The 25,657-nt window shown below is 56.4% G+C and carries 31 protein-coding genes and 1 other RNA gene; 12 read left to right on the plus strand and 20 right to left on the minus strand.

Annotated features, from left to right (window positions below; translation table 11 throughout):
* Window positions 1–7: 7 nt before the first annotated feature.
* The 18 genes from AC2FLJ_RS01125 to AC2FLJ_RS01210 all read right to left on the minus strand — a co-directional run bounded on the left by AC2FLJ_RS01125 (window position 8) and on the right by AC2FLJ_RS01210 (window position 16,147).
* Window positions 8–583: a hypothetical protein gene (locus tag AC2FLJ_RS01125; protein WP_496704259.1), complete on the minus strand. Its 576-nt coding sequence runs from the start codon at window positions 581–583 to the stop codon at window positions 8–10.
* Window positions 576–1,742, minus strand: a complete 1,167-nt coding sequence (lpxB, locus tag AC2FLJ_RS01130; RefSeq protein WP_496704260.1) for a lipid-A-disaccharide synthase — start codon at window positions 1,740–1,742, stop codon at window positions 576–578. Before lpxB ends, AC2FLJ_RS01125 begins: the two co-directional genes overlap by 8 nt.
* On the minus strand, window positions 1,742–2,536 hold the full coding sequence (locus AC2FLJ_RS01135) for an LpxI family protein (RefSeq protein ID WP_496704261.1): 795 nt from the start codon (window positions 2,534–2,536) through the stop codon (window positions 1,742–1,744). Before AC2FLJ_RS01135 ends, lpxB begins: the two co-directional genes overlap by 1 nt.
* Before the next feature lie 3 nt (window positions 2,537–2,539).
* On the minus strand, window positions 2,540–3,325 hold the full coding sequence (lpxA, locus tag AC2FLJ_RS01140) for an acyl-ACP--UDP-N-acetylglucosamine O-acyltransferase (RefSeq protein ID WP_496704262.1): 786 nt from the start codon (window positions 3,323–3,325) through the stop codon (window positions 2,540–2,542).
* The gene (fabZ, locus tag AC2FLJ_RS01145) at window positions 3,322–3,795 is read right to left on the minus strand and encodes a 3-hydroxyacyl-ACP dehydratase FabZ (RefSeq protein ID WP_472723733.1); all 474 of its coding nucleotides are present in this window, start codon (window positions 3,793–3,795) and stop codon (window positions 3,322–3,324) included. Before fabZ ends, lpxA begins: the two co-directional genes overlap by 4 nt.
* Before the next feature lie 72 nt (window positions 3,796–3,867).
* Window positions 3,868–4,380 carry an OmpH family outer membrane protein gene (locus AC2FLJ_RS01150; RefSeq protein ID WP_496704263.1) on the minus strand — a complete coding sequence of 171 codons (513 nt, stop codon included), beginning with the start codon at window positions 4,378–4,380 and terminating at the stop codon, window positions 3,868–3,870.
* Between the two features lie 79 nt (window positions 4,381–4,459).
* Window positions 4,460–6,820 carry an outer membrane protein assembly factor BamA gene (gene bamA / locus AC2FLJ_RS01155; protein WP_472723732.1) on the minus strand — a complete coding sequence of 787 codons (2,361 nt, stop codon included), beginning with the start codon at window positions 6,818–6,820 and terminating at the stop codon, window positions 4,460–4,462.
* 126 nt (window positions 6,821–6,946) lie between these two features.
* A complete protein-coding gene (locus AC2FLJ_RS01160) occupies window positions 6,947–7,075 on the minus strand; it encodes a hypothetical protein (protein ID WP_282118476.1) in 129 nt (42 codons plus the stop codon).
* Window positions 7,076–7,164: 89 nt separating this feature from the next.
* Window positions 7,165–8,517, minus strand: coding sequence for an RIP metalloprotease RseP (gene rseP / locus AC2FLJ_RS01165; RefSeq protein WP_282118477.1), 1,353 nt, complete (start codon window positions 8,515–8,517; stop codon window positions 7,165–7,167).
* A gap of 4 nt (window positions 8,518–8,521) precedes the next feature.
* Window positions 8,522–9,694 (minus strand): 1-deoxy-D-xylulose-5-phosphate reductoisomerase, encoded by a 1,173-nt coding sequence (gene dxr / locus AC2FLJ_RS01170; protein WP_496704264.1) that lies wholly within the window; start codon window positions 9,692–9,694, stop codon window positions 8,522–8,524.
* A gap of 20 nt (window positions 9,695–9,714) precedes the next feature.
* Window positions 9,715–10,497 carry a phosphatidate cytidylyltransferase gene (locus AC2FLJ_RS01175; protein ID WP_282168350.1) on the minus strand — a complete coding sequence of 261 codons (783 nt, stop codon included), beginning with the start codon at window positions 10,495–10,497 and terminating at the stop codon, window positions 9,715–9,717.
* Entirely contained in the window at window positions 10,494–11,225 is a 732-nt protein-coding gene (gene uppS, locus AC2FLJ_RS01180; protein ID WP_282118480.1) for an undecaprenyl pyrophosphate synthase, read from the minus strand. The genes AC2FLJ_RS01175 and uppS overlap by 4 nt, the downstream gene beginning before the upstream one ends.
* A gap of 9 nt (window positions 11,226–11,234) precedes the next feature.
* Window positions 11,235–11,798 (minus strand): ribosome recycling factor, encoded by a 564-nt coding sequence (gene frr, locus AC2FLJ_RS01185; protein ID WP_058271567.1) that lies wholly within the window; start codon window positions 11,796–11,798, stop codon window positions 11,235–11,237.
* A 185-nt stretch (window positions 11,799–11,983) separates the two neighbouring features.
* Window positions 11,984–12,979, minus strand: a complete 996-nt coding sequence (gene acuI / locus AC2FLJ_RS01190) for an acryloyl-CoA reductase (RefSeq protein WP_472723727.1) — start codon at window positions 12,977–12,979, stop codon at window positions 11,984–11,986.
* Between the two features lie 57 nt (window positions 12,980–13,036).
* The gene (locus AC2FLJ_RS01195) at window positions 13,037–14,140 is read right to left on the minus strand and encodes a dimethylsulfoniopropionate demethylase (protein WP_496695404.1); all 1,104 of its coding nucleotides are present in this window, start codon (window positions 14,138–14,140) and stop codon (window positions 13,037–13,039) included.
* Window positions 14,141–14,647, minus strand: coding sequence for a DinB family protein (locus tag AC2FLJ_RS01200; protein ID WP_496704265.1), 507 nt, complete (start codon window positions 14,645–14,647; stop codon window positions 14,141–14,143).
* A complete protein-coding gene (locus AC2FLJ_RS01205) occupies window positions 14,647–15,351 on the minus strand; it encodes a DUF1326 domain-containing protein (RefSeq protein WP_058271563.1) in 705 nt (234 codons plus the stop codon). The genes AC2FLJ_RS01200 and AC2FLJ_RS01205 overlap by 1 nt, the downstream gene beginning before the upstream one ends.
* Window positions 15,352–15,355: 4 nt before the next feature.
* On the minus strand, window positions 15,356–16,147 hold the full coding sequence (locus tag AC2FLJ_RS01210; RefSeq protein WP_496704266.1) for a DUF2182 domain-containing protein: 792 nt from the start codon (window positions 16,145–16,147) through the stop codon (window positions 15,356–15,358).
* An 86-nt stretch (window positions 16,148–16,233) separates the two neighbouring features.
* Here AC2FLJ_RS01210 and AC2FLJ_RS01215 point away from each other — a divergent pair, with 86 nt between their 5' ends.
* From AC2FLJ_RS01215 to AC2FLJ_RS01245, 7 genes are all read left to right on the plus strand, one after another.
* A complete protein-coding gene (locus AC2FLJ_RS01215; protein WP_496704267.1) occupies window positions 16,234–16,965 on the plus strand; it encodes a FadR/GntR family transcriptional regulator in 732 nt (243 codons plus the stop codon).
* Between the two features lie 10 nt (window positions 16,966–16,975).
* Window positions 16,976–17,338, plus strand: coding sequence for a DUF4345 family protein (locus AC2FLJ_RS01220; protein WP_496704268.1), 363 nt, complete (start codon window positions 16,976–16,978; stop codon window positions 17,336–17,338).
* Between the two features lie 36 nt (window positions 17,339–17,374).
* Window positions 17,375–17,720: a transfer-messenger RNA gene (gene ssrA / locus AC2FLJ_RS01225) on the plus strand.
* 99 nt (window positions 17,721–17,819) lie between these two features.
* Window positions 17,820–18,251, plus strand: a complete 432-nt coding sequence (locus tag AC2FLJ_RS01230; RefSeq protein WP_282168355.1) for an ester cyclase — start codon at window positions 17,820–17,822, stop codon at window positions 18,249–18,251.
* 126 nt (window positions 18,252–18,377) lie between these two features.
* Window positions 18,378–19,190, plus strand: coding sequence for a chromate resistance protein ChrB domain-containing protein (locus AC2FLJ_RS01235; RefSeq protein WP_496704269.1), 813 nt, complete (start codon window positions 18,378–18,380; stop codon window positions 19,188–19,190).
* Window positions 19,187–20,440 (plus strand): chromate efflux transporter, encoded by a 1,254-nt coding sequence (gene chrA / locus AC2FLJ_RS01240; RefSeq protein ID WP_109311561.1) that lies wholly within the window; start codon window positions 19,187–19,189, stop codon window positions 20,438–20,440. The genes AC2FLJ_RS01235 and chrA overlap by 4 nt, the downstream gene beginning before the upstream one ends.
* Before the next feature lie 76 nt (window positions 20,441–20,516).
* Entirely contained in the window at window positions 20,517–20,978 is a 462-nt protein-coding gene (locus tag AC2FLJ_RS01245) for an SspB family protein (protein WP_282118491.1), read from the plus strand.
* A gap of 33 nt (window positions 20,979–21,011) precedes the next feature.
* On the opposite strand, the gene AC2FLJ_RS01250 is transcribed toward AC2FLJ_RS01245, so the two are convergent.
* On the minus strand, window positions 21,012–21,575 hold the full coding sequence (locus tag AC2FLJ_RS01250; RefSeq protein WP_348774488.1) for a hypothetical protein: 564 nt from the start codon (window positions 21,573–21,575) through the stop codon (window positions 21,012–21,014).
* Between the two features lie 206 nt (window positions 21,576–21,781).
* Here AC2FLJ_RS01250 and fumC point away from each other — a divergent pair, with 206 nt between their 5' ends.
* From fumC to AC2FLJ_RS01275, 5 genes are all read left to right on the plus strand, one after another.
* Window positions 21,782–23,173, plus strand: coding sequence for a class II fumarate hydratase (fumC, locus tag AC2FLJ_RS01255; RefSeq protein ID WP_058271555.1), 1,392 nt, complete (start codon window positions 21,782–21,784; stop codon window positions 23,171–23,173).
* Window positions 23,170–23,694: a gamma subclass chorismate mutase AroQ gene (gene aroQ / locus AC2FLJ_RS01260; protein WP_282151149.1), complete on the plus strand. Its 525-nt coding sequence runs from the start codon at window positions 23,170–23,172 to the stop codon at window positions 23,692–23,694. The genes fumC and aroQ overlap by 4 nt, the downstream gene beginning before the upstream one ends.
* Window positions 23,691–23,867 (plus strand): DUF4169 family protein, encoded by a 177-nt coding sequence (locus AC2FLJ_RS01265; RefSeq protein WP_282151148.1) that lies wholly within the window; start codon window positions 23,691–23,693, stop codon window positions 23,865–23,867. The genes aroQ and AC2FLJ_RS01265 overlap by 4 nt, the downstream gene beginning before the upstream one ends.
* The gene (locus tag AC2FLJ_RS01270; RefSeq protein ID WP_058277874.1) at window positions 23,864–24,082 is read left to right on the plus strand and encodes a ribbon-helix-helix domain-containing protein; all 219 of its coding nucleotides are present in this window, start codon (window positions 23,864–23,866) and stop codon (window positions 24,080–24,082) included. Before AC2FLJ_RS01265 ends, AC2FLJ_RS01270 begins: the two co-directional genes overlap by 4 nt.
* Before the next feature lie 64 nt (window positions 24,083–24,146).
* Window positions 24,147–24,749 carry a DNA-3-methyladenine glycosylase I gene (locus AC2FLJ_RS01275; RefSeq protein ID WP_282151147.1) on the plus strand — a complete coding sequence of 201 codons (603 nt, stop codon included), beginning with the start codon at window positions 24,147–24,149 and terminating at the stop codon, window positions 24,747–24,749.
* A 3-nt stretch (window positions 24,750–24,752) separates the two neighbouring features.
* Here AC2FLJ_RS01275 and AC2FLJ_RS01280 read toward each other — a convergent pair whose 3' ends face one another.
* Complete coding sequence (locus AC2FLJ_RS01280) at window positions 24,753–25,634, minus strand: fructose bisphosphate aldolase (RefSeq protein WP_282151146.1); 882 nt, start codon at window positions 25,632–25,634, stop codon at window positions 24,753–24,755.
* Window positions 25,635–25,657: the final 23 nt, after the last annotated feature.

Raw genomic sequence — 25,657 nt, forward strand, 5'->3', positions numbered from 1 at the left:
ACCCGGATTACAAGACGTCGGTTGGGCTGTTCACCAGAATATACAGTCCGACTGCTACCATGATGTAAGGTGCAATCCTGTCAAGGCGGGCAAAACGCGGACCTAAAACCTGAGCGCGTGGTGCGCCCCAACTTGCAATTCCGATCAGCGTTGCCAGTGCACACCCGGCCCCAATCAAGGCCGTCAACCGAAACGCTGGCGTCGAATCCGCGAACAGCGGAGTCATAGCCGCAAGCGTATCAATCGATAGCGTCAAAAACAGCGCGACGACCGAGGTGATGGCCCCAGTATCGGGCAGTTGACGCCCGCCCGACCCTTTCCGTTGCTGCCAAATGCCATAAAGGCCCAGAGACAACGGGATAATCCCAAGATAACCGACCCAATTCAGAAACCGGCTGTGATCCAGCCCGCTGGCAATCACAAGCGACAGGCTCAGAATTATCATTTGCGCCGCGGCAAAGCCAAAGACGGCTCGGCGTGTCTCCATGACCATGATCAGGCCAAACAGGATGACCAGATTGTCCAGGTTAGTTGATATGGTCACGATCGCAGCGGAAAATGCGAACAGGATGTGTTCAATCATGGCGATTGGGCAGCCTGTTCAAAACCGCTCGGGCGGCGCGCAGACCCGGTGCCTCACCACTGCGCCCCAGACGGTCCATGGTCACATCCATCGCGCTGCGCTGCGCATCCGGACTGGTGGCAACGTCCGACAATGCCGTGGCAATCTTATTCGGTTCGCAATCATCCAGCAGGCATTCGGGAACCGCGCGTGTTTCAGACACCAGATTGACAAGGGTCGCCGTGTCAAGATTAACCATGCGCTTTGCGATCAGAGTCGTCAGCCAGTTCAGATTGTAGGCTATCACCATTGGCGTGGCCTGTGCCGCCAGTTCCAATGAAACTGTCCCAGACGCCGCCAATGCAAGGTCGGCTGCAGCAAAAGCCGCCCTTTTCTGCGCCTGCGCCTGGTCCGAGGGCAAGTCCCGCGGATCAACTACGACGGGCGACCCTGGCCAGTCCTGAACATGCTCAGTGACCGCATCAACCATATGGGCCACGGCTGGTACGACCACGCGCGTGTCGGGGCGCTGTTTCACAAACTCGATTAACGCCTGACCAAAGACCGGAGCCAGACGATCCACCTCACCCCGCCGCGAACCGGGCAAGGCCAGAACAATGGGCGCTTGGCCTAGACCGTAGGCCTCGCGAAAAGCCTGAATGTCTTGTTCGGTCGCCGCTGGTTCGCTGACCACCGGGTGCCCGACAAAGTCACATTCCATCCCCGCGCGCTGCATATAAGGCGGCTCGAACGGCAACAGCGCCAACACATGATCGATGACCTTGGCCATCTTGTCCGCACGCCCGGGACGCCAGGCCCAGACGCTGGGGGCGACATAGTGAACCGTGCGGATAGTACTTTGCGCTTTGACCAGCTTGGCAACACGCAGCGAAAAATCCGGACTGTCGATGGTGATCAGAACATCTGGATTGCTATCCAGAACAGCCTGCGCTGTCTCAGAAATCCGACGTTTGAGGTGAAAAAACTTGGGAAGAACTTCAACCAAGCCCATGACCGACAGTTCGGACATAGGAAACAGGCTGTCCAACCCTTGTGCCTTCATCAGCGGGCCGCCAACGCCCTGAAATTCAACTCCGGGTACAAGTGCGCGCAGGCCTTCCATCAAAGCCCCGCCAAGCCGGTCCCCCGAAGGTTCACCGGCGACGACGAAAACCCGCATCAGTTCGTCCGCTCGCGGACATACAAAAACAGGCCCAGTCGGTCACATTCCGCAATCACGCGGTCTTTCTCAAGTACAAGGACGCCGCCCTTTTCGATCACAATTCCCGACAGCCCCGCCGCAACTGCGCCAGACACGGTATCGGGCCCAATCGCCGGCAGATCTGCACGAACGTCCTGATCCGGTTTCGGGGCTTTGAACAATACGCCGCCGCCCGCATCGGGGCGCTGAGTCAGAGACTGCAACATCCATGCAGTGCCGAAGATACCCTCAATCGCCAGCGCCTGCCGTTTTGAGACCACGCAGGCCTGCCCCACATCCGCAACCCCCATCGCCCGCACGATGCCCGAGGCGCGGTCGGCATCAGCCAGATCAGCTTCGGACGGTTGCGCCTGCGTCAGACACCCAAGTTTCGGAAGAAGGTTGGGCGCGATTTCGTGGGCTGCCTTAACCTCCAGACCTGCATCCTCAAAAATGCCGATGACCGCACGCAGCGCCGCATCATCGCCAGACATGATGGCTTGTTGCAGGATTGGGACCAAAGGCATTGTTGCCGCGTCGATCCTTGCAGGATCAATGGGCGGGCGACCCACCGCACCTGCCATACAGATTTGGGTCACACCCCGCGCCTTGATGTCGGCGATAAAGCTTCCAACCTGCTCCAATGGAAACTCGACGTCCGGGGTCAGAGTATCCGGGCCGAAGCCCTCCATCGCACAGATCACCGGGCGGTCGGGCAACTGCGCGACCACTTCACCCGGCAAAACGCCTGTTCCCGCAATCAACGCCAGCATGGTTTATTTCCCCGGTGTCAGGAAAGACCGATCCGAATGTCCGGTCACGAAATCGACGATCCGCTGAACGTATTCGCTTTCGTTATCCGCGCCGACCCGATGTGCCCGCTCCATGAACGTGCCATCGCCAGTAGACAGTTCGCGGAAGGCCGCCCGCAAAGCGGCAATATCGTCGCGTGAGACACCGCGGCGTTTGAGGCCGACGAGGTTCAGGCCGTCAAGTTCGCCACGCGGCGCCTGAACCAGGCCATATGGGATCACGTCATTCGGAACCATGGTCAACGCGCCGATGATCGCGCCACGCCCGACGCGGACCCACTGATGCAATCCAGAGATACCACCGACAATCACGTCATCCTCAATGATGCAATGACCCGCTGCGCCGGCATGGTTCACCATGATCACCCGATTGCCAATCTGGACATCGTGGGCCACATGCACGCCCGCCATCAGCAGACAATCATCCCCAATCCGCGTAACGCCGCCGCCGCCATCGGTCCCGGTATTCACTGTGACATGTTCGCGAATCCGGTTGCGTTTGCCGATCTCAAGGCGCGTATTCTCACCACCGAACTTCAAATCCTGTGGGATCTCTCCAATGACCGAAAAGTTGAAGATCACGGTCTCTTCACCAACCGAGGTATCGCCGGTCACCACAACATGCGATTTCAGCTCGACCCGATCCGCAAGCTTGACCTGAGAACCCACATAGCAAAACGGTCCTACGACGCAGCCTTCACCAATCTGCGCGCCGTCTTCGATGATTGCGCTTGGATGGATGCCGCTCATGTGGTCTTTTCCATATCCCAGTCGACATAGGCCGAAAACTCGGCCTCGGCCGCGACCTCTCCTTCGACCGTGGCGCGACCGGCAAATTTGAAGATCTTGCCGCCCTTTTTGCCGCGGACCGTTTCGACATGCATCTCAAGCACGTCACCCGGGATCACCTTGCGACGGAATTTGCATTTGTCGATGTTCATGAAATAGATCAGCAGCTCGCTGTCGATCACGTCCATGCCCACACCCAGCATGACGCCCGCGGTCTGTGCCATCGCCTCGACAATGGTCACGCCCGGCATGATCGGGGTTCCCGGAAAATGCCCTTGGAAATGCGGCTCGTTCATGGTGACGTTCTTGATGCCAACAGCCGATTGAAAACCCGAGATATCGACGACCTTGTCGACCAGCAGAAACGGATAGCGGTGAGGCAATATCCGCTGGATCAGCTGAATGTCAGCGCTTTTGGTTTCCGTTGTCATAGTGCAGTCGTCCCGTTCTGGATTTCTCTTTGACGCGTGGTTAGCAACACCGCGCCTTAAGGGCAAGCAAACCTATTCTTTGATTTCTTCTTCAAGTTGGCTGCCATCGCCAATCTGTTCATTGATCCGCGCAATCGCCGTGTCCGTCACATCGGTTCGGTCCGCGCTGAGAAAAACATTGGATCGTTCGATAACGACCGACGCCCCGGATTCGCGCAACAACTCGATCAGGATCGGTTGCACAAGAACCAGAAAAGTCTGCCGCGCTTCTTCGCTTTGGCGCGCAAGGGCGTCCAGTTTCGCGCGCTGACTTTCGCGATGTGTCTGAACCTTGTTGTCGAACGCCTCGGCCAGCGGGCGAAACTCTTCGGTTGGCAGTTCTGCGCGCTTTTCGGTCAGGTCTTTTTCTTCCCTGCTGAGCTCAGCGACAATTCGTTCATTCTCATCGGCCAGCAATGCACCTTCGGTTTCGATCTCGCGCAGGACGCGCCGACCGAATTGCGACTCGGAAAACAACCGGTCGCTGGACAGGGTCAGTACATTCGCCTGAGGAACGCCTAATTGCTGCGCCTGAGCTGTCGACATGCAGGCCAGCGCCAGAAAAACGCACAGGGCCCGAATTGGGCCCTGCACTTCATTACATATTCGGTTCAACATCTGGCGATCAGAACCGCGCCTGAACAGTCAGGTCAAAGTTCTGTTCCTTGTCGAAGTCTTCTTTCTTCAAAGCTTTGGAGAAGTTGAACCGCAGAGGCCCAAAAGGCGTTTCCCACAGAACCGACACACCGATCACATGGCGGACAGACCCGTCCGCACCCACGATGTCGGCACCAGCAGTGTTCACGTTGTTGATGTTGTAGACGTTACCAACATCGTAGAACACACCGCCGCGCAGACCCAGTTCTTCGGGCAGGCCAAGCGGGAAGTCTGATTCAAAGCGGGCAACCCAGTAGTAGTTACCACCGATCGCATCGTCCTGGCCGTTCGACAGGTCTCGCGGACCCAGGCCCGCAGGTTCAAAGCCACGGAACGTGTTCGGACCAATCAAGAAGCGGTCGAGCACGCGGCTGAAGTCGTCGCCCTGCCAATGCAGTGCACCTACTTCCATCGATGCCCGCAGAACAACTTCCTCGTTCAGGACACGTGTCTGCGCAATGCCGCGCGCTGTGGTCTTGTAGAACTCGTTGTCGCCGCCAAGACCGGCCGCATCAACGCCCACCTCAAACAAAACGCCCGCATTCGGGTTCAGACCACCGCGTCGGCTATCATAGAGGTAAGATACACCCAGCGTGCTCGATGTCCGTTTACCCTGCTCGATTTCCGAAGCGATAACAGCACCGTTTACTTCGTCATCCTGCTGCGTCATCTCGCTGCGGTTCCAACCATAGCGGAGACGGAGCGAAGACAATTCGCTGATAGCGTAGCTCAGCTGCGGCTCGAAGAAGACGCGCTTTGTATCGTAGCTTGCAAAGCTTGAATTCGTCGATGCCAGGCCAAGACCAAGATCGAACTGCAACCGGCGACCCAGCAAATATGGTTCGGTGAAGTTAATGATGTATTGCTCGGAATCCTGCGCCGTCGAAAGGGTCAAGCCAAGGTTTTGACCGCGACCCAGGAAGTTGGATTCATTCAGGCCAATTGCAATCCCGAAACCGTCGGAAATCGAGTAACTACCACCGAGGCTCAGCGAGCCGGTGGGCTGTTCTTCGACGTCCACATCCACAATCACCTGGCTGGGCGTGGACCCTTCGCGCGGCTCAACATCTGCCACGGCAAAGAACCCAAGGGCACGGATACGTTCAGCACTCTGGCGGATTTCGCGCGGGTTGAACGGATCACCTTCGACCGTATCGAACTGGCGACGGATCACGCGGTCCAATGTCGTTGTGTTGCCTTCGATGTCGATACGTTCAACAAAGATCCGCGGACCTCTGGTCAGAACAAACTGAACGTCCAGCGTCAGATCACGTGGGTTACGAGTGACCCGCGGTTCGACCCGCAGGAAATCAACACCCTGTTTCAAACCCAACCGTTCCTGACGAGCGATCGAGCTTTCGATCAGAGACGGGGAATAGGTCACGCCCGGGCGGATTTTCAACGCCGCTTGATATGCGGCAGGATCAACGCCCGGAATTTCACTGACGGTCGAAATCTTGCCGAACGAGAACTTCTGCCCCTCGGTGATATTCATCACCAGGAAGAAAGCGTCACGTTCGCGGGTGAATTCGACGTTTGCGCTGTTCACGCGGAAATCCACGTATCCGCGCGACAGATAGAAGTCGCGGATGACCTGTTTATCAAACTCGATCCTGTCAGCGATAAACGTGTCGCCGCGCAGGAACGTGCGCAGAATGTTGGCCTGCTTTGTCTCAAGAATCCGGCGCAAGCGGCGATCCGAGTATGCCCGATTGCCGACGAAACTGACACGCTCGACCTCGATCGTGGTGCCTTCGGCAATTTCAAAGACAAGATCGACGCGGTTGTCGCTACGGCGAATGATGCGTGGGATGACGGTCGCGGAAACGCGGCCCTGCGCTGAATAGATTTCAGCGATCTGATCCGCGTCCGCTTCGGCAAGCTGTGGTGTGAAAACCCGGCGGGGCTGAGAATTGATGGCCTCAAGCAGAAGATCGTCTTTTACGCGACGATTGCCTTCGATGCTGATCTGGTTGATCGTCGGATATTCTTCGACTTCAATCACCAGAGTGTTCCCGCGCGGCGTCAGCTCAACTGTCTCAAAAACACCACTGTCAAGCAAACGCTGAAACGCATCGTTCAACTGTCCGGCAGTCACAGTCTGGCCTGGCTGAATTCCAGTCCGGGCAATAATTGTCGAACTTTCGATCCGTCTGTTGCCCTCAACATCGAACGAATTGATGGTGTAGCTTTGCGCGCGCGCAACCTCCGGCAAGAAGGTAAAGCTAGCTATAATTACAAAGGAAAAAATACGTAGCGTCTGCCACAAAATCTTGTTTGTTGGCTTCTGCCCCCCGCAGGATGTGCCTGCGCCTCGCCTATCAGTCATTTTTTTCTCTACCCAGAATTTTAGGACTTTATTGTTGAGTAGCGAGATTAAGTTTCCTTGTCAAAAGACGAAAACACAAAGCGGCCCAGTGGGCCGCTGCAAGTTGTATTCAAATTGTGGCGAGAATCACATGCTGACTACGACAGCCCAGCCACCAATCGCCAGCGCCGTCGCGCCGAAAAACAACAGAAAGTCCCAGTTCAGCATGAACAGGAAACTAAAACTCTGAAAAGATTTCCGCAGCGTCTTTGTCATTTGAGCCTCTGACACAAAAATTTAGACGCAGTCAAACTAAGCGCGGATTGGGGCGAAATTGCGGCTTTTGTTGGCGCATATCACCACAATCAGCAGAACAGATCGTTGGACACGGAAAAGATCATCAGGCCAAGGATCAGCGATATCCCTACCCCCATCAGAACCTTCAGTACGCCATCGCTTGGTGGTTTACCTGCCACGGCCTCATAGGCGTAGAACACCAGATGCCCGCCATCCAGTGCCGGGATCGGAAACAGGTTCAACAGCCCGACAGCCGTAGACAACACAGCGATAAAGAAGATGAAGCTTTGCGCACCTTGGCTGGCCATCGCCCCCGAGGTTTCGGCAATACCGATCGGGCCGGACATGTTGCAGGTGCTGATGGCCCCCGTAACCATGTGCCAGATACCCGACAGCGACCCGTCTATGATGCGCAGGGTTTGACGCGCACCACCCGAAATGGATTCAAGAACTCCGGCCGCCTCGGTCGCGGGTTCCAGCATCATCCCGCCAACGATACCGATGCGCCAATGTGTAACAAAGCCGCCTTCTGACTGCGGTTCGTCCGTACGGCGCGGGGCAAGTGCGAACTCAAGATCTGCCCCGTCGCGCCAGACATTCAGCAACAGAACTTTCCCGTCGGAACCTTCGACATGCTCTTTCAACTGATCAAATGCAAAGATCGGGTCCCCATTGACCGACGTGATGACATCACCACGCTTAAGGTCGATATCCATGGCTGCACTACGAGGCGTAACCTGCTGAATCAGGGGCGGAAACAGCCAGGGACCGGTCACATCCATGGTCTGATCATCGCGGATGACCGTATAATCCAGCACCGGTTCCACCGGCAACGCGTCAACAAAGTCAGTCCACGCGCCCGCCTCGTCAAAATCGGGCACCGCGACGCCGCCAATGGCGACGATTTCGTCACCGTCCTGCAATTGCTGAACAGTGCCGGGTAAAGGGTGCAAGGTCCCGACGGTCAGTGGGTCCTTAGTCACACCCTGGGTCAGGAAAATCAGACCAAACACCAGGATTGACATGATGAAATTGAAAACCGGACCTGCTGCAACTGTGGCCGACCGGGCCCAAAGAGGTGCCCCATGCATAGTGCGGCGCAAATCCTCCGGGCTCTGCTCGGTAATTTCCTCCATCGCGGCTTCGTCTTTGCCCGACGCCGCATTCGCATCGCCCAGGAATTTGACATACCCACCAAAAGGCAGTGCGGCGATCTGCCATCGCGTGCCGCGTTTGTCGATGCGGCTCCAGAGAACCGGGCCAAACCCAACCGAGAACACCTCGGCATGGATACCGGACCAACGTCCAACGATGTAATGGCCGTACTCGTGCACCGCGACGATCACCGAAAGTGCGATGACAAAGGCAATGATCGTGTACAGCAAATTGCCAAACTGAGGGATCAGAGAAAGTACGTCCAAAATTTTATCCTGCTCGTTGGATGACGATGTCATCTACCCATGTACGTGCCAAATGGTCCGTTTGCAGCACGTTATCAAGAGTTAAAGGGGCATCAATAAGGCCACCTGCGGCCTCGAATCTGTCCAGAACGGCCTCGACTATGTCGGCCATCTGAAGGAAACCTATTTCGCGCGCGACGAACCGATCCAACGCCCGTTCTTTGGCGGCGTTGAACACAGCACCTGACAGGCCGCCGCGTTCCATCACGGCGCGCGCCAAGCGCAGCGCGGGATACCGCGCCTCATCGGGTTCACTGAACTTCAGTTGCCCAAGTTTGCCAAGGTTCAACCGTTCGACCGGCAAACCCTTCCGGTCGGGCCAGTGGAGAGCGTACCCGATGGCATGGCGCATATCCGGGGCGCCCATATGGGCCATGACAGCGCCGTCCTGGAACCCGACTAAGGCATGCACGATGGATTCCGGGTGCACCAGCACTTCGATCTGATCCGGAGACACGCCGAAGAATTCTTTGGTTTCAATCAGCTCCAGCGCTTTGTTGAACATTGACGCGCTGTCGATTGTGATCCGCTGCCCCATATCCCAGTTCGGATGGCTCGAGGCTTGCTCGACTGTTGCATGCGCTAGCTTGCTCAGTGGCCAATCGCGGAACGCGCCGCCACTTGCGGTGATAATGATACGCTCGACCGCAGACATATCCTCGCCGACAAGCGCCTGAAATACGGCTGAATGTTCGCTGTCGACCGGCAAAAGACGCGCATTGTTCGCTTTGGCCGTCTCAAGAACTAACGCACCGGCGCAGACAAGCGTTTCCTTATTGGCCAACGCCAACGTGCCGCCCTGCCTGAGCACTTCAAGGCCCGGTTCCAGACCGGCGGCGCCCACAATGGCCGACATAACCCAATCGGCAGGCCGTGCAGCAGCTTCCGTCAGCGCATTTTGACCAGCGGCCACTTTGACGCCCGAGCCCGCAAGGGCCGTGCGCAGATCATCCAACCGGTCTTCATAGGCCGTAACTGCCACATCGGCGTTCAAACGCCGGGCATCTTCCGCCAGCTTTTCGATATTCGCCCCGCCCGTCAGAGCGACGACGTCATAGGACGCGGGGTCGCGATCAATCAGATCAATCGTATTTTGCCCAATTGATCCGGTCGCGCCGAAGATTGAGATTTTGCGCATCACATCGCTCCGGGGGAATATCACATCGCTCCGGGGGAATAGAGAATCCCGGCTATCAAAACGAACAGGGCCGCGCCCATCATGCCGTCAAAGCGATCCAGAAACCCGCCATGACCTGGTATCAGGTTCGAGCTGTCTTTGACCGCAAATTTGCGCTTTGTTGCGCTTTCGACAATGTCCCCGGCCTGGCTGGCCATCGACGCAAGCACCGAAATTACCACAAACATGACGCCAAAGCCGGCATGAACGGCAAAGATCGTGCCAACCAAAGCTGCTGCTGCCCACCCGCCTGCGGTGCCCGACCATGTTTTCTTTGGGCTGACCTTAGGCCAGAACTTAGGGCCGCCAAAGGTTTTGCCAACAAAGTATCCTGCAACATCCGTTGCCACGACCACCGAGATAAGCCAGACCATCCAGCCGAACCCCATGTTTTCGCGGATTGAGATGAAGCCCAGACCCGATGCAGCAATCCAGAAAGCGAAAAGCGCGTAGATCCCCTTGGATCGACTGATCTGCCCTGCTCCGACCAAGGCCGGCGCAAACAGGAATGGCAGCGTATAAAGCGGCGGAAGATGATAGCTAAGAACGACAGCAACACCGGTGAGGATGCCCAACTGGATCGCCACACCATTGCGGTCCGGATCGATCATCCGCACCAGTTCCCAAGTCATCAATCCGCAGGCGATTGCGATAAAGGCTTCGAACCACAGGCCGCCCAGCCACACTTCGACCGAGCCGATGCACACAAGCACCGCAGCAGACAGAACACGGGCGGTTAGGTCAGACCATCGGCCCTCGCTCATGCCGGAACCGCTCCGAACCGCCGGTCACGGCTTCCAAAGTTTCGGCACAGCCGTTCCAGCTCGGCCGAGGTGAAGTCGGGCCAGAGCGTGTCGATGAATTCGTATTCCGAATAGGCCGATTGCCACAAAAGAAAGTTGGATATACGGGCTTCGCCACTGGTCCGGATCACCAAATCCGGATCGGGAAGAACATGTGTATCCAAATACTTGGGCAGGGTTTCCTCGTCCACATCTTCGGGGCGCAAGCGGCCTTCGGCGACGTCACGCGCCAACCGTTTGGTCGCCCGGGCAACTTCATCCCGCCCGCCATAATTTAACGCAATGGTCAGATGCACCAGATCGTTGTGTTGAGTTGCAGCCTCTAAAGTGTCCATCAGTTCGGTCAGCTTGGAATCCAGCCGAACCCGATCACCAATAAAGCGTACGCGCACACCGGCTTTGGTCAAGTTGCGTGCTTCTTTGATGATGTACCGTCGAAACAGGCTCATCAAGCCGGCGACTTCCACCTGGGTCCGTTTCCAATTCTCGGTCGAGAAGGCAAAGACGGTCAGATACTTGATGCCCAATTCCGGACAGGCCTCAACCACTTCTCGTACCCGCCGGGCACCGGCCTGATGCCCAAACAGCCTGGGCCGGTTGCGCGCCTGCGCCCAACGCCCGTTCCCATCCATTATGATGGCTACGTGGCGTGGCCCGATAGCGGGTGAGGGTTGAGTTGTGTCAGGCATAATGCGGGCTCAGACCTGCATGATCTCGGCCTGCTTGGTTTCAAGCGCGGCGTCTACGTTCTTGATCATCTGGTCGGTCAGGTCCTGGACTTCACTTTCCCAGAACTTCTGATCGTCTTCTGACATGCCGTCAGCCTTGGCTTTCTTGATCTGGTCCATGCCATCGCGACGGACGTTACGGATCGAAACACGGGCGTGCTCGGCATATTGCCCGGCAACCTTGCCCAGCTCGCGGCGGCGTTCTTCGTTCAATTCAGGGATCGGCAGCATGATGATGGTGCCGTTCAGCTGGGGGTTGATGCCCAGACCGCTTTCACGGATCGCTTTTTCAACCTTGCCCACCAGGCCTTTGTCCCAAACATTCACCGTCACCATACGCGGTTCGGGGACGTTTACGGTACCGACCTGATTGATTGGGGTCATCGACCCATAGGCATCAACCATAACTGGTTCCAGCATCGACGCCGACGCACGGCCTGTTCGTAGTGAAGCGAATTCAGTTCTAAGGTTGCCCATGGCGCCATCCATACGGCGCTTCAGATCGTCGGTGTCTAGTTCAAAATCGTCAGACATGCTGCTCACTCCCCGTCTTCAGGTGATGTTTGCAAGGCTCATAGTCCATCGCAATTGGGATGTATAGCAATGATGATCCGGAATTGAGCCAATGACCAGAGGTGTTTCTGGCATTTTCGGGTTCTTTCAATGGCAACTGAACCGGCCAACATTGATGTCAGCCGGTTCGATCATGTGCATAGGAATCAGGCGTTTACATCGACAACAACACGGCCTTTGACCTGCCCTTTTAAGATATCCGCACCCAATTGAGGCAGATCGCTCAGCGTCGCGGGATGAACCATTGCCTCAAGCTTGTCCATCGGCAGGTCGGTTGCGACGCGTTGCCAGGCGCGAACCCGGTTGTCATAGGGCTGCATCACACTATCGATGCCCAGCAGGTTGACACCGCGCAACAGGAACGGAATGACGCTTGCGGGCAGCCCTGCCCCTCCGGCCAGACCAACGGCTGCGACTGAGGCGCCATATTTCATCTGCCCCAGTACACGGGCCAACATCTCGCCCCCCACTGCGTCAATGCACCCGGCCCAGGACTCGCTTTCCAACGGGCGTTTTACGGTTTCATTGAGATCCTCGCGTGGGACAATCGTGGTGGCGCCGAGTGATTTCAGATATTCACCCGCCTCTGGTCGACCTGTCACGGCAGCCACCTCATAACCTAAATTGGCCAGAATGGCGGTCGCAACCGAACCAACACCGCCAGCGGCCCCGGTGACTAGCACTGGACCATGTCCCGGCTGCATGCCTTGATCCTCAAGTGCCATAACCGCCAACATCGCTGTGAAACCGGCCGTGCCCACTGCCATGGCCTGACGCGTGTCCAGACCTTCGGGCAAGGGAACCAGCCAGTCGGCCAGGGCGTTGGCTTTTTGGGAATATCCGCCCCAATGCGCTTCACCCACGCGCCAGCCGGTCAGAACGACCTTGTCGCCCGGCTTATAGCGATCGTCCGAGGACGCCTCGACCGTGCCGCTGTAATCAACGCCGGGCACGTGCGGATAGCTGCGCACCAGCCCGCCGCCCTTCGGCGACATACAAAGGCCGTCCTTGTAGTTCACGGTTGAATACTCAACAGCGATTGTCACTTCGCCATGAGGCAGATCCCCAACGGAAAGCTGTTTGACCGAAGCGCTTGCCAGTCCGCTGTCTTCGTCCTTATCCATTACCAACGCATTGAACATTTAACTTTCCTTTCTTTTCAATCAGTCACCAGCCAGTGCTGATCCGAGATATGTCGTTCAAATCCAGAATTTATCCCGCACGGTTGCGCCACGCATTCCGTCCGGTGTTTCAATTTCGATCCGTGTGCCGGGTTCCCAATGGCTCAGCTTGACCATTCCAATTGAAACATTGGTGTTGAAATCCGGGGACCAAGCGGCCGACGTAATCTGGCCAATCCGCTTGCCTGCAGCCACTACCGGCCAAGGGCGGTCGCATGGTGGTACAGCGTCGCCGTCGATTGCAATCGGACGGATTTGTTGCACCGGGCCCTCCTTGGCCACGCGCAGCAGAGCGTCTCGGCCAATACAACCGATTGCCGTATGGGTGTTACAGAACTTGCCCAAACCGCATTCGTGAGGGGTGTTGTCGTCGGTCATGTCGTTGCCGTATGACAGTAACCCACCCTCAATCCGTTCGATTAGATTGGGACAGCCCGCGCGGACGTGCAGGTCTTCGCCCGCCGCAAACAGCGCATTCCACAAGGGCATACCGATGTCCGAACCCTCGACATAGACTTCGAAACCACCTTGTTTGGAATAACCAGACCGTGCGATTGCGAGTTCACGCCCCTCGAACTCGAACTTGTCGAACTTGAAAAAGCGAATGTCACGCACACGGTCGCCAAAGACACGGGCCAGCAGGTCATCCGCCTTCGGCCCCTGTATCGCCAGCGGAGACACATCGGGTTCGTCGACCAGCACATCCAGACGGTATCCGTTGGCAATGCCCTTGACCCAAAGCAGCAAGTCACTGTCGGCAATCGAAATCCACCACCGATCTTCCGAGAGCTTCACCGCCACAGGATCATTCAGCATTCCCCCTGTTTCATCGACAATGGGAACGTAAAAGCACTGACCGGGCAGCATCCTCCGCAGATCCCGTGGCGTCAGCATTTGCATCAGCCGCGCGGCATCCGGCCCACGCAGTTCGACCTGCCGTTCACATGAGACATCCCAAACCTGCACATGGCTTTTCAAGTGCCGGTAGTCTGCTTCGACGGATTCGAAAACAGTGGGCAATAACATACGGTTATAGACCGTATATCCTTTAACCCCAGCAGCTTCGACACCATCCGAAAAAGGTGTTCGGCGCAGGCGACGCGAGAGTGAGATCTGAGCCACTTAAGCCTCCTCAGGCAGAAAAACCAGATCGCTCACCGGAGCGGCCGAACCCGTCTCAGTCAGCATCTGATGAAGCTGGCCCCGGTGATGTGTTTGGTGGTTGAAAAAATGAATGACGCATTGCGCATACGGTTTCGTGACATCGGCTTCTTTGGCGGCCGAGAACCATGTGAACGGGCCGCGCAGGTCCTCGTCATTCAAGGACGCGGCCCATTGGGTTGTCCGCTGGTCAATCTGATCGCGCAGCGGCAACCATTCTGCCAGATCGATGCACAGTGACGGGCTTTCCGGGATACCGCCGCCGGGACCTTGCCCCTTGTCAAACCGCGACATCCATTTCCAGTCCCCCCAAAGCAAATGATTTGCCGTGCCCAGTATCGAACCAAAAAACGCTCCGCGCTCGCGGGTCAGTTCCTCATTCGAAAGTGCGGCAAGAAACCCCTTCAACTGGCTGTTTTGCCAGTGATTATATCGGGCCATTTCTTGCGCATAGGCGGCGGTGATCATCACTTTGGCCCATGCCAGTCAATTGGGCAAATTTCGGCAGATTTACCGCCAAAGTCCCAGACACGGCCGTAGTCGCGTACCTTGGACTTGGTGCCGCGGGCCACGATGATGTCCGGACCCATCCAATATTTCGAATTTGACACCATGACCGGATGCTCGGGGTCCTTGCCGCCCAGCATCTCAATCTCACCCTGAATTTTGCGGCCGATCGCGATGCGACGTTTGGTGCCGTCGCGCTCAATCTGAACCGGAGCGCGCTCGGCCCCGATAATCTCGCTGACCAGCATGGTAAACAAACCGGTGGTCCCGCCCGCTTGACCGCTGAAGATTTGCAACAGCCCGTTGTAGGCCTTGCCGCTGGCACGCTCATCGACATAAGCGGCCACTTTCCACTGTCCTTCACCCATTCGGCCCGGAATATCGACCAGCAGCCCGACATTCAGTCCGGACAGGTCTTCGCCTTCATAGTGGCCCTCATCAACGATAATTCCCATCCACGCGTGGCAATGTCCCTCGGTCGGAGGATGCGCGCCCAATGATACCACGCAGGGGCAGAATACATCGCACGAGCAGTTCAGGATCAATTCGCCTTTGATTGCCCAATCTGTCGGGCTCATCTCGCGCCGCTTGGGATTGGGCATACGGCTATCAATGCGCTGACTTATCGGCAGCTTGTCGGCCTCGGGTTTTCTGTTCTTAGCCATAGGCTTATCCTCCGTAGCTTATTGGATAGACGAGCAGAACAAGACCGCCCGCAATCAATGCAAATCCCATCGGTCGGGTCACTGCGTGCCCGATCTGGGGTAGTTTCTCCAAAACCATGAACAGGGTCGCGAGACCCATCCACAACAGGCTCATGACACCGCCAACAAAACCAAGCGCCATGAAGCCCCAGCAGCAGCCCACACAGAATGCGCCCAGTCCCAGCCCCATGCGCAATCCTCCAGTGAACCCGGTTTTCCAGTTCCCCAGAAAATAGGTCATGGGGGCATGGCAGACGCCGTGGCAGACCTCTTTCGCGCGGGTGAACTGAAATGCGCCAACGGCGATCATCAAGCCGCCCGCGAAATATCCGGATCTGCCAATGCCCAGCATGTCCACGACACCACCAAACAACAGCGCCAACTGAACACAGGTGATCAAAGCTGCAAAGCCAACCCAGACGACCAGATACCCGGACAGAACACCCAACCAACCTGCGCGCGAGCCATTGGCGCTGCGGATCAGATCGTCATAACTGCGCAACGTCGGCACGAGCGTCGGCAGCATCATAGCCGCCATCATGATTGCCCACATCCAGAACAGCGGGCCAAACTCGGCCATGGGCATATACATGTCCATGCGCGGGTCCATGGCCGCCATGGCCTGACCCATTGGGCCGGGGCGACCGATCCAATCCAGATCCATGTCGCGGCTCATGGTGAACATGACCCACCACGCGGACAGGATCAGGGCATAAAACCCCAGCCAAAATGCAGTGCGTAGAACTGTGCGACTCACGCGCTCCTCCCGACTCAGTCCTTGCTTTTCAAATGTCAGACTTTTAAATGTCAGACAAATAAAAATTCACCGACGGTCCCCGGAATATGAAAATCGACCCAAAAAAACCTGCTGATCTGTCCGCGCAGATCGCTCAGGCCATTCGTGACGCAATCATCTCGGGCGAATTGATCGTGGATGAACGTTTGCCCTCCGAGGCGGAATTGTCCGAGCAATTCCAGGTGTCTCGCCCAACCGTGCGCGAGGCTTTGAAGCGTCTTGCGGCGCAATCCCTGATCCGCACGCAACGTGGTGCAAGCGGTGGTGCATTTGTGAACCGGTTAAGTTTCGAGGGCGCGTATTCCCAACAGATCACGACCTCGACCCTGCTACTGTCGATGAATGCAGTCAGTTTCGACACCGCCTGCGAAGCGCGCTTCGCTCTCGAACGCGCCTGCGCCGCCATGTCCGCACAGCGCCGTACAGCGGATCAGTTGGCCACCATGCGAGCCGAAGTTCACCGCCAATCCCAACCCGGCCTGACGGATGAGGCATTCTGCGCCTCGGACGTGGCGTTTCACCGGGCGCTGGTTGATGGTGCCGGCAATCCCGTACTGTCTTATCAACTGGCCGGCGCGGTCGAAGCCATGCAGCCGCTGATGAACATGATCACTTTCACAGCGCGGTCCCGGGAAGCAATTATTGCCTTCCACAATCAGATCGCCGACGCGCTGGAAGACCGCGACTCGACCAAAGTGGACGCGACGCTAGTTGAGCTTGAGAGCTACACAAGACAATTGGCGCAAGACGTGGCGCAGCAGCGACGTAATCCGGTGTAAGGAAAATGAAATGACCACCGCTTGGAACGTGATTGCAGCCCTCATGACCATTGGGTTCGGCCTATTCGGATTTCTGGCGCCCAGCTTTACCTTGGGCGCGCTGGATCTGAGCACCACCAACAGCAACATGGGGCTGAGCGAGATGCGTGCTTCGGTCGGCGGTCTTTTCGTCGTCACTGGCGTGGCTGTTTTGTTCCTCAACAACCCGATGGCCTACGCCATGCTGGGGGTTGTCTACGCGGGCGCAGCATTGGGCCGGTTTGTTTCGGTTTATCTGGACAACCCACCACTGGTCAAAGCGGCTACTTTTGGTGGAATCGAACTGGTTCTTGCACTTTGGCTGATACTGGCCAACATCAATAGGGCCGCCTAACCCACTGTAATTATTTCCAACGCCCGGCAAGATTCCCGGTTTGCATCCGGCCGCTGGCTCACCTATATAGGGTATGTCCTTCGGGACTATGGACATAAACGCGCTCGTAATAAGCGGATCGGACCCGGGGGCGGTACCCGGCGGCTCCACCAACATCCTTCATTTGGGGATCATGGGGCCGAAATAGGATCGACGAACGTCTAAAGGGGTTAGCTTTGTCTCGGCGGGGTGCCACCGTATCGGCCCGAAAAGTACAATTGCAAATGACAATCGTGCTCCGGTTGCAGTTGCTGCGTAAGCAGTAGCAAGACCGAAACTTAAGCCCTTGCGCCTAGCCGCGTAAGGCGGGGTTCGCAGGTACCTGGCAACAGAAACCTGCACCTTCCACTTAAAGTCTGAGTTTTTCGCTGAGCATGTTCATGTTCAGAGTTTTTTCACTATTTGGTCTCATGCTTACCCCAGCAGAATAAGGAGAGCTGGGATGTCGCACGCAGATCTACTCAGAGAGTGGTATTCCGAGGTTTGGGAAAACGGCAATACCGACGCGATTGACCAATATTTCGCCCCCGAAGCCATGGCTGAAGGGCTTATTCCGGAAATGCAGGTCGGTGCGGATGATTTCCGGGATCTGGTCATGGCCTTTCGCCATATCCTTGGGGACATTCAGGTCGATATGCCCAAAATCATCGAAAACGGCGATTGGGTATCCGCCATCATTCACCTGCGCACAACGCGCGCCGATAATGGTGCCCCGCTTCAAGCCACGGGCAGCGTCATGGGGCGGATAAAAAACGGGCGCATGGTTGAAGCGTATAACCAGTTCGATTTCATCTCACTCTTCGAACAGCTCGGCCAGTTCCCGCAGGACACATTGCCTGTGTGTATGACCGGTCAAAGGCTGGATTGGGCTTGACCATATAAGCAATCTTGACCCCCTCAGCGCTTACGCGGTAGCAAGTGCCATGGGGTAAGATTGCGAACACCCCGTGAGGCGTCAGCCCAAGTTTCGCATGTATCCGACAAAACCAGGAGACATGCTGTGCCCGCACCAAACTCGATCACCCCAAAGCAATTGTTAAGACTGATCGGCACGCCGCAATCCCCCATACTGATTGACATCTGTATGGATGCGGATTTTGAGGCTGACCCCTATCTTATCCCAGGCTCTATACGCCATCCTGCGAAGGATATCGAAGGGCTGGTCAACCTGATCGGTGACCGACCTGCAGTCGTAATTTGCCAGAAAGGCAAAAAGCTCAGCCAAGCCGTCGTTTCTTTGTTGCGGGGCGAAGGTGTGCAGGCCGAGTATCTGGAGGGCGGCATGTTTGCGTGGCGAGACATGCCGGACGCTCCGCGTGTGCCTGCGAAAGCGTTGTCGATGCAGCCCAAAGGTTCCCTTTGGGTGACCCGGCACCGACCAAAGATCGATCGCATCGCCTGCCCTTGGCTGATCCGGCGGTTTGTGGACCCAAAAGCCCGGTTCCTGTTTGTTGCCCCGTCGGAAGTCGACGCCACCGCTGCAATATTTGACGCGACCCCTTTTGACATCGAAGGCGCTCATTGGAGCCACCGGCAAGACAAATGCACCTTTGACACCATGCTGGACGAATTCGCACTGCACACGCCCGCGCTGGATCGGCTTGCAACGATCGTTAGGGCCGCAGACACCAATCGCCATGAACTCGCACCAGAAGCCGCCGGGTTGCTTGCTGTCTCTGTCGGGTTGTCCCGGCAATACCGTGACGATCACGAAAACCTTGATGCAGGAATGTATCTGTACGATGCGTTGTATCGCTGGGCGCGCGACGGGTTTGAAGAACAACACGACTGGCCAATGGATCGCAAATCATGACCCCGACCCTATCGGAGCTGGTCCGTATCTTTGGTCGCATCGGGCTTTTGTCCTTTGGGGGGCCTGCGGCGCAAATCTCACTGATGCATCAGGAATTGGTGGAAAAACGTCCGTGGCTGGACGAACAATCGTATCTGCGGGCGCTGTCTCTTTGCATGCTATTGCCTGGTCCCGAGGCCATGCAACTTGCCACATATGCCGGCTGGCGGCTGCGCGGCGTGACCGGAGGGTTGATCGCTGGCGGCCTGTTCGTCATCCCTGGCGCGCTGATCATCGCTGTATTGGTTGGGCTTTACGCAGCTTTCGGGGACCTGCCACTGGTTCAGGCCGCTTTTCTTGGGGTGAAGGCAACGGTCATTATCATTGTTCTTCAGGCGCTTAGAAACCTGTCACGCAAAGCCCTGACCGACGTGGAGCACCGGGCAATCGCCGGATTGGGCTTTGTCGCAATCTTTGCCTTTAACCTGCCTTTTCCCTTGATCATTCTGGCTGCAGCGCTTTGGGGGTATCTGAGCTTCAAGGGTGAGGCCAACACCGCCCAAACGCCCCCTGCCCCAAGTGCGACGCGCCCGCTGCGCACCTGTGCAATCTGGCTGACCCTATGGCTTGGCCCATTGGTGTTGCTGAGCGTTACTGGTCAGAAATTGCTGAGCGATCTCGGGTGGTTTTTCGCCCGCCTGGCAGTTGTTACGTTCGGCGGCGCCTATGCGGTTCTGGCATATATGACCCAAACCGTCGTGGACAAATATCAGTGGATCAGCACGGATCAGATGATTGATGCGCTGGGGCTGGCGGAGACGACACCCGGTCCTCTGATCCTGGTCACACAGTTTGTGGCCATGCTGACAGGGCAGATCTCAGGCGGGATCCCTTTAGCACTTGCCGCTGGTGCGGTGGCCCTTTGGGCCACGTTTGTTCCGTGTTTCCTGTGGATCTTCCTTGCCGCACCTTATCTGGACCAACTGGCCGCCCGTCCACGGCTGTCCGCAGCCCTGCACGGGATAACGGCGGCGGTTGTCGGTGTGATTCTCAACCTTTCCGTGTGGTTTGCTCTTAACGTTCTTTTCGGAACAATCCCGGAATTGGCATGGGGACCCCTAACCATCCCATGGCCCGAACTTGCAACATTGAACATAAAAGCGCTGCTTTTAACATTCATGGCCGGGGTGTTGATATTCAAGCTAAAATTCGGCATGGGAATGACCTTGGCCCTGATGGCCATGGCCGGAGTAGGATTTCATTTTCTTTGAACAATCCACCAACTCCCGGTCTTTCGTTTCCGAACGAATCCCCTATGCTTGAGATAACCACTTTTGAGGATGAAACATGTCGCAGGACATTGACTATGGAACCCTGATGCACACCGCCATGCGCGGCCTCATTCAGAAGGTTCTGACCAACGTTTCTGAAAACGGTCTGCCTGGGGCGCATCATTTCTTCATCACCTTCGACACACGGCAGGACGGAGTAGAACTGGCCGACTGGCTGCGCGAACGCTACCCCGAAGAAATGACGGTCGTCATGCAGCACTGGTTCGAAAACCTTGATGTCGGCGACAACGGTTTCGCGATCACGCTGAATTTCGGTGACGCTCCAGAACCGCTTTATATTCCGTATGATGCGATCAAAACCTTCGTGGATCCGTCGGTTGAATTCGGACTGCGTTTCGAAAGTCCGGAAGACGAAGAAGATGTTGCGACCCATATCGTCGAAGAATCGATTGAGGTTGAGGAAACGCCGGTCCAGCAAGACGCGGATGTCGTTTCACTGGACAGCTTCAGAAAGTAGGCTCAGACTTACAAACCCCGCCTCTCGCGGGGTTTACTGTTTTTCGAGGAACGTATCGACCGAGCGGGATTTAACCCCGTTACGGAACCGCGAAAAAGACAGGTTAAGCCCACCGTCGGCCAGCGTGCGATCGAACTGCTGCAATTCATAGCCACCGTTTTCATCAATGAACAACGAAAACACCGTCAGTGTCTCGCCCTCGATCCGGCCCCAGACGAACGGTTCACCCTGCATCGGGTCCAGGGGGACCTCGTGACCAAACACATTGCGCTTCATCGCCGCTGAATACACGTCGGACCTGTCAGATTGCTTGAAATCGATCGAGAAGGATTGATCTTTGACCCGGCCATCCGGCTTATAGGTCGTGGTCTTCCAACTGACGTTGAACCCTTCTTTGGTTTCATGGATCGAAACGCTCATATCGCGTGGGGTTTCGGTACCATCATCGTCAACTAAATTGGCTGAACCGACGTAATCCCCGATAAAGGGCGTGATGTCCCCGGCCTGGGCCTGAAGATTGGCAAAGACAAGCCAGAATACGGCACCCACCGCGAATGCGATAAGCCGCAGCGGATTAACCCGGTTAAATTGCAGCACCTGACCCTCCAGCGTTTTGATCTTGCTATTCTACCCCAGTCACAGGCGCACACAATGGTCCTAGTACCTGTGTATCAAAGAAAATGCGCCACCCCAACGCCTATACCTTTGGTCGGCTTACGCTTATGGTGCGCGCAACTGGCCGATTGCGCGATGACGCCGTCACGGGTAAACGGCATACGACTGCATACTAGACGGAGTGACCGATGTCCCAGACCCGCACCGAATCCGACAGCTTTGGCCCGTTGGAAGTTCCCGCCGACAAATATTGGGGTGCACAGACTCAACGCTCGATCATGAACTTTCCGATCGGCTGGGAAAAGCAGCCCGTCGCTATCGTGCGTGCGCTGGGCGTCATCAAAAAGGCCTGTGCGATGGAGAATAAGGCCATCGGCAAGCTGGATGCTGAGATCGCCGATGCCGTCATTCAGGCCGCAAGCGAGGTGATTGAAGGCAAGTTCGATGACAACTTCCCTCTGGTCGTTTGGCAAACCGGTTCTGGCACTCAGTCGAACATGAACTCGAATGAGGTCATCGCAAACCGCGCGATTGAAATCATGGGCGGTGTGATCGGCTCGAAAGAGCCTGTGCACCCGAACGATCACTGCAATATGGGTCAGTCGTCGAACGACACTTTCCCGACGGCAATGCACATCGCCACCGCCATGAGCGTGCGCGACGTATTGCTGCCCGGGCTTGAGAAATTTGCATCCGCGCTAGAAGCCAAAGCGAAAGAGTTCGCAGGTATCATCAAAATCGGCCGCACACACACTCAGGATGCGACTCCTTTGACCCTGGAACAGGAATTCGGCGGCTATGCACACCAGATCCGTCAGGGTATCGCCCGGGTCGAAGCCGCGATGCCCGGCATCTATGAACTGGCACAAGGCGGCACAGCTGTTGGCACCGGTCTGAACACGCATGATGGCTGGGATGAGGCCGTCGCAAAGAACATGGCTGACATCACCGGCCTGCCCTTCGTTACCGCACCCAACAAATTCGAAGCGCTTGCCGCCCATGATGCTATGGTCTTCCTGTCGGGCGCGCTGGCGACTATTGCTGGCTCTTGCTACAAAATCGCCAACGACATCCGGTTCCTGGGCTCTGGCCCGCGGTCTGGCTTGGGTGAGTTGATCCTGCCGGAAAATGAGCCAGGTTCGTCGATCATGCCCGGCAAGGTGAACCCAACACAGGCCGAAGCGCTGACTCAGGTGGCAGCGCATGTAATAGGCAACGATGCGGCGATGAAGTTCGCTGGCTCACAGGGTCATTTCCAGTTGAACGTCTACAATCCAATGATGTCGTACAATCTGCTGCAATCCATTCAGCTGCTGGGTGATGCCACCGACAGCTTTACCGAGCGTATGCTGCTGGGCATCAAGGCCAATGAACCACGCATCGATAAGCTGATGAAGGAATCCCTGATGCTGGTCACGGCGCTGGCCCCGACCATCGGTTACGACAACGCCACTACTGTCGCCAAAACGGCGCATAAGAACGGCACGACCCTCAAGGAAGAGGCCATTGCGCTGGGCTTTGTTGATGAGGAGACATTCGATGCGGTCGTGCGGCCCGAGCACATGATCGGCCCCAAGTGATCGGGTGGCGTCAGCCTGCCTGCCTGTGCCTGCTTATTGCGGGCACAGCGACCTCGGCTCACGCTGACCTGTTCGACCTGATCGACTCTCGGCTGGAATGGATGCAGGACGTTGCTGCGTTCAAACACGCCAATGACCGCCCGGTCGAAGACCTTGAGCGTGAAAAAGTCGTGATTGACAAAACCTTGGAACAAGCAGCGCTTGCGGGCGTTGACCCGGACAGCGCTCAGCTGTTTTTCGAAGCGCAGATCGAAGCCGCGAAAGAGATTCAATCCTGTTGGATTGAACGGTGGACCGAAGACCAAACCTCTGTTCCCGAAAACTATGCGGATCTGACGACCGAAATACGCCCCGCTCTGTTGGATTTGGGCGGGCAAATCCTTGACACATTGTCGGATCAACCAACGGTCTCAACTGCGTCGCAGGCTGATTTTCTGGACACCGTGAATGTCGAATGCCTTTCAGATGACAGCCGTGCGGAATTGTTCGATAGTCTGACCAAAGTGAGACATGCGCAATGACGGAACCGGTCAATCTGAACAAATTTCGAAAAGAAAAAGTGCGGACCGAAAACAAGGCCCGCGCTGATCAAAATGCCGTTGCTTTTGGCCGCACCAAGGCCGAAAAGGATCTGGCAAAAAAGCAGCAACACAAGCTGAACCAAGACCACGAAGGCCGTAAGTTGGACAAATGAGCGGACGCCCGGTCAAACGATCCCTGACGCTGAAAGGCCATCGGACATCCGTATCGCTGGAAGATGAATTCTGGCAGGCGTTCCGGACCATTGCCAAGGAAAAAAACCTACCGATCAACGCTCTGGCGGCCGAAATTGATGTCGAGCGTGACCCGGACATCGGACTTGCATCGGCCATACGGGTTTTCATTCTACACTGGTATCAATCCAAGTAGATCAGTCTTGCTCTGACATCCTGAAACCGCTTACAGTAATCAGGAACAAAAGGAGTACAGGCCGGTGGTTGATACAGTTCTAGGGCCAGACGGAAAACCACGCTGCGCGTGGTGTCAGGCGGCGCCCGAGTTCTTTGACTATCACGATCAGGAATGGGGGTATCCGGTTGGTGACGACCAGCGTCTGTTCGAAAAGCTATGCCTCGAAAGCTTTCAATCCGGTCTAAGCTGGCGCACTATCCTGTCCAAGCGCGAGAACTTTCGGAAAGCTTTCAAAGCTTTTGATATCAACACAGTAGCCGCGTTTGATGATGCAGATACAAAGCGCTTGTTACAAGATGCAGGAATTGTGCGACATCGTGGAAAGATCGAGGCCGTGATTAACAACGCACGCCGCGCGCAAGAGTTAGTCGCTGCCGAAGCGTCTCTGGCCGCATATGTGTGGCGGTACGAGGCGGATACACCGCCTACCCCGCAAACCGCTTCAACGTCGCCGGAATCTGTGGCGTTGTCGAAAGACCTGAAGAAACGGGGCTGGAAGTTTGTCGGGCCGACGACCGTGTTTGCCTTTATGCAGGCAATGGGGCTGGTGAATGATCACGCCGAAGGTTGCGTCATGCGTGAAAAAGCGGCGCAGTTGCGCCGCGAATTCACCAAACCCCAATAGTGTTTAGATTGACGCGCGGAAAATCTTGTCGATGTTTCCGCCCAAGGCCGCGTTGAACTCGGCATCTGATTGCTTTTTTGACAATCCTTCGGTCAACGCGCGCGAGAAGGACGCGATCATCTTACCGTTCTGGCCCAGCAGATCGCAGGCCTGTTCCGTCGAATAACCACCCGACAGCGCAACCACGCGCAGAACACGCGGATGATCGGCCAATTCGTCATAGAGGTTAGCTTGGTTAGGGATCGTCAACTTGAGCATGATGTCCTGTCCGTCAGCCAACTGATCAAGGTTTTTCAGGATTTCAGCCTTCAGAATGTCTTCGGCTTCGGCTTTGGTGGCGGAGTTGATGTTCACCTCAGGTTCAACAATCGGAACCATTCCGGAAGCCACGACTTCACGCGCAACGTCGAACTGCTGTGCAACAACCGCCGCGATGCCTTCGGCGTTTGCCTCATGAATGACCGAGCGCTCCTTGGTCCCGAAAACACCATCGGCTTTGGCCAATGTTGCGGCCAGACCCGGGATGGGTTTCATCATCTGAACGCCATTCGCTTCGTCTTCCAAGCCTTTGTCAATCTTGAGGAAAGGTACAATGCCTTTCACTGACCACAAATAGTCGGCGACCTTCTGACCATCAATTTGCTCGCCCAGAGTGCGTTCGAAAAGAATCGCGCCGATCACTTTGTCCTTGGTGAAATCATCCGCCAGAATGATCCGCGCGCGCATTTTCTGGATTTCACCGAACATCTCTTCGTCCGAGCTGTATTCAGATGCGTCCACGCCATAAAGCGCCAGCGCCTTGGGGGTCGAGCCACCGCTTTGATCCAATGCTGCGATGAATCCTGCGCCGTTGGACATTTGTGCGCGCTGTTCTGCTGATGACATAAGACTTTCCCGTTCAATATGAT

It is taken from the genome of Ruegeria sp. CDSA034 (assembly GCF_059612275.1).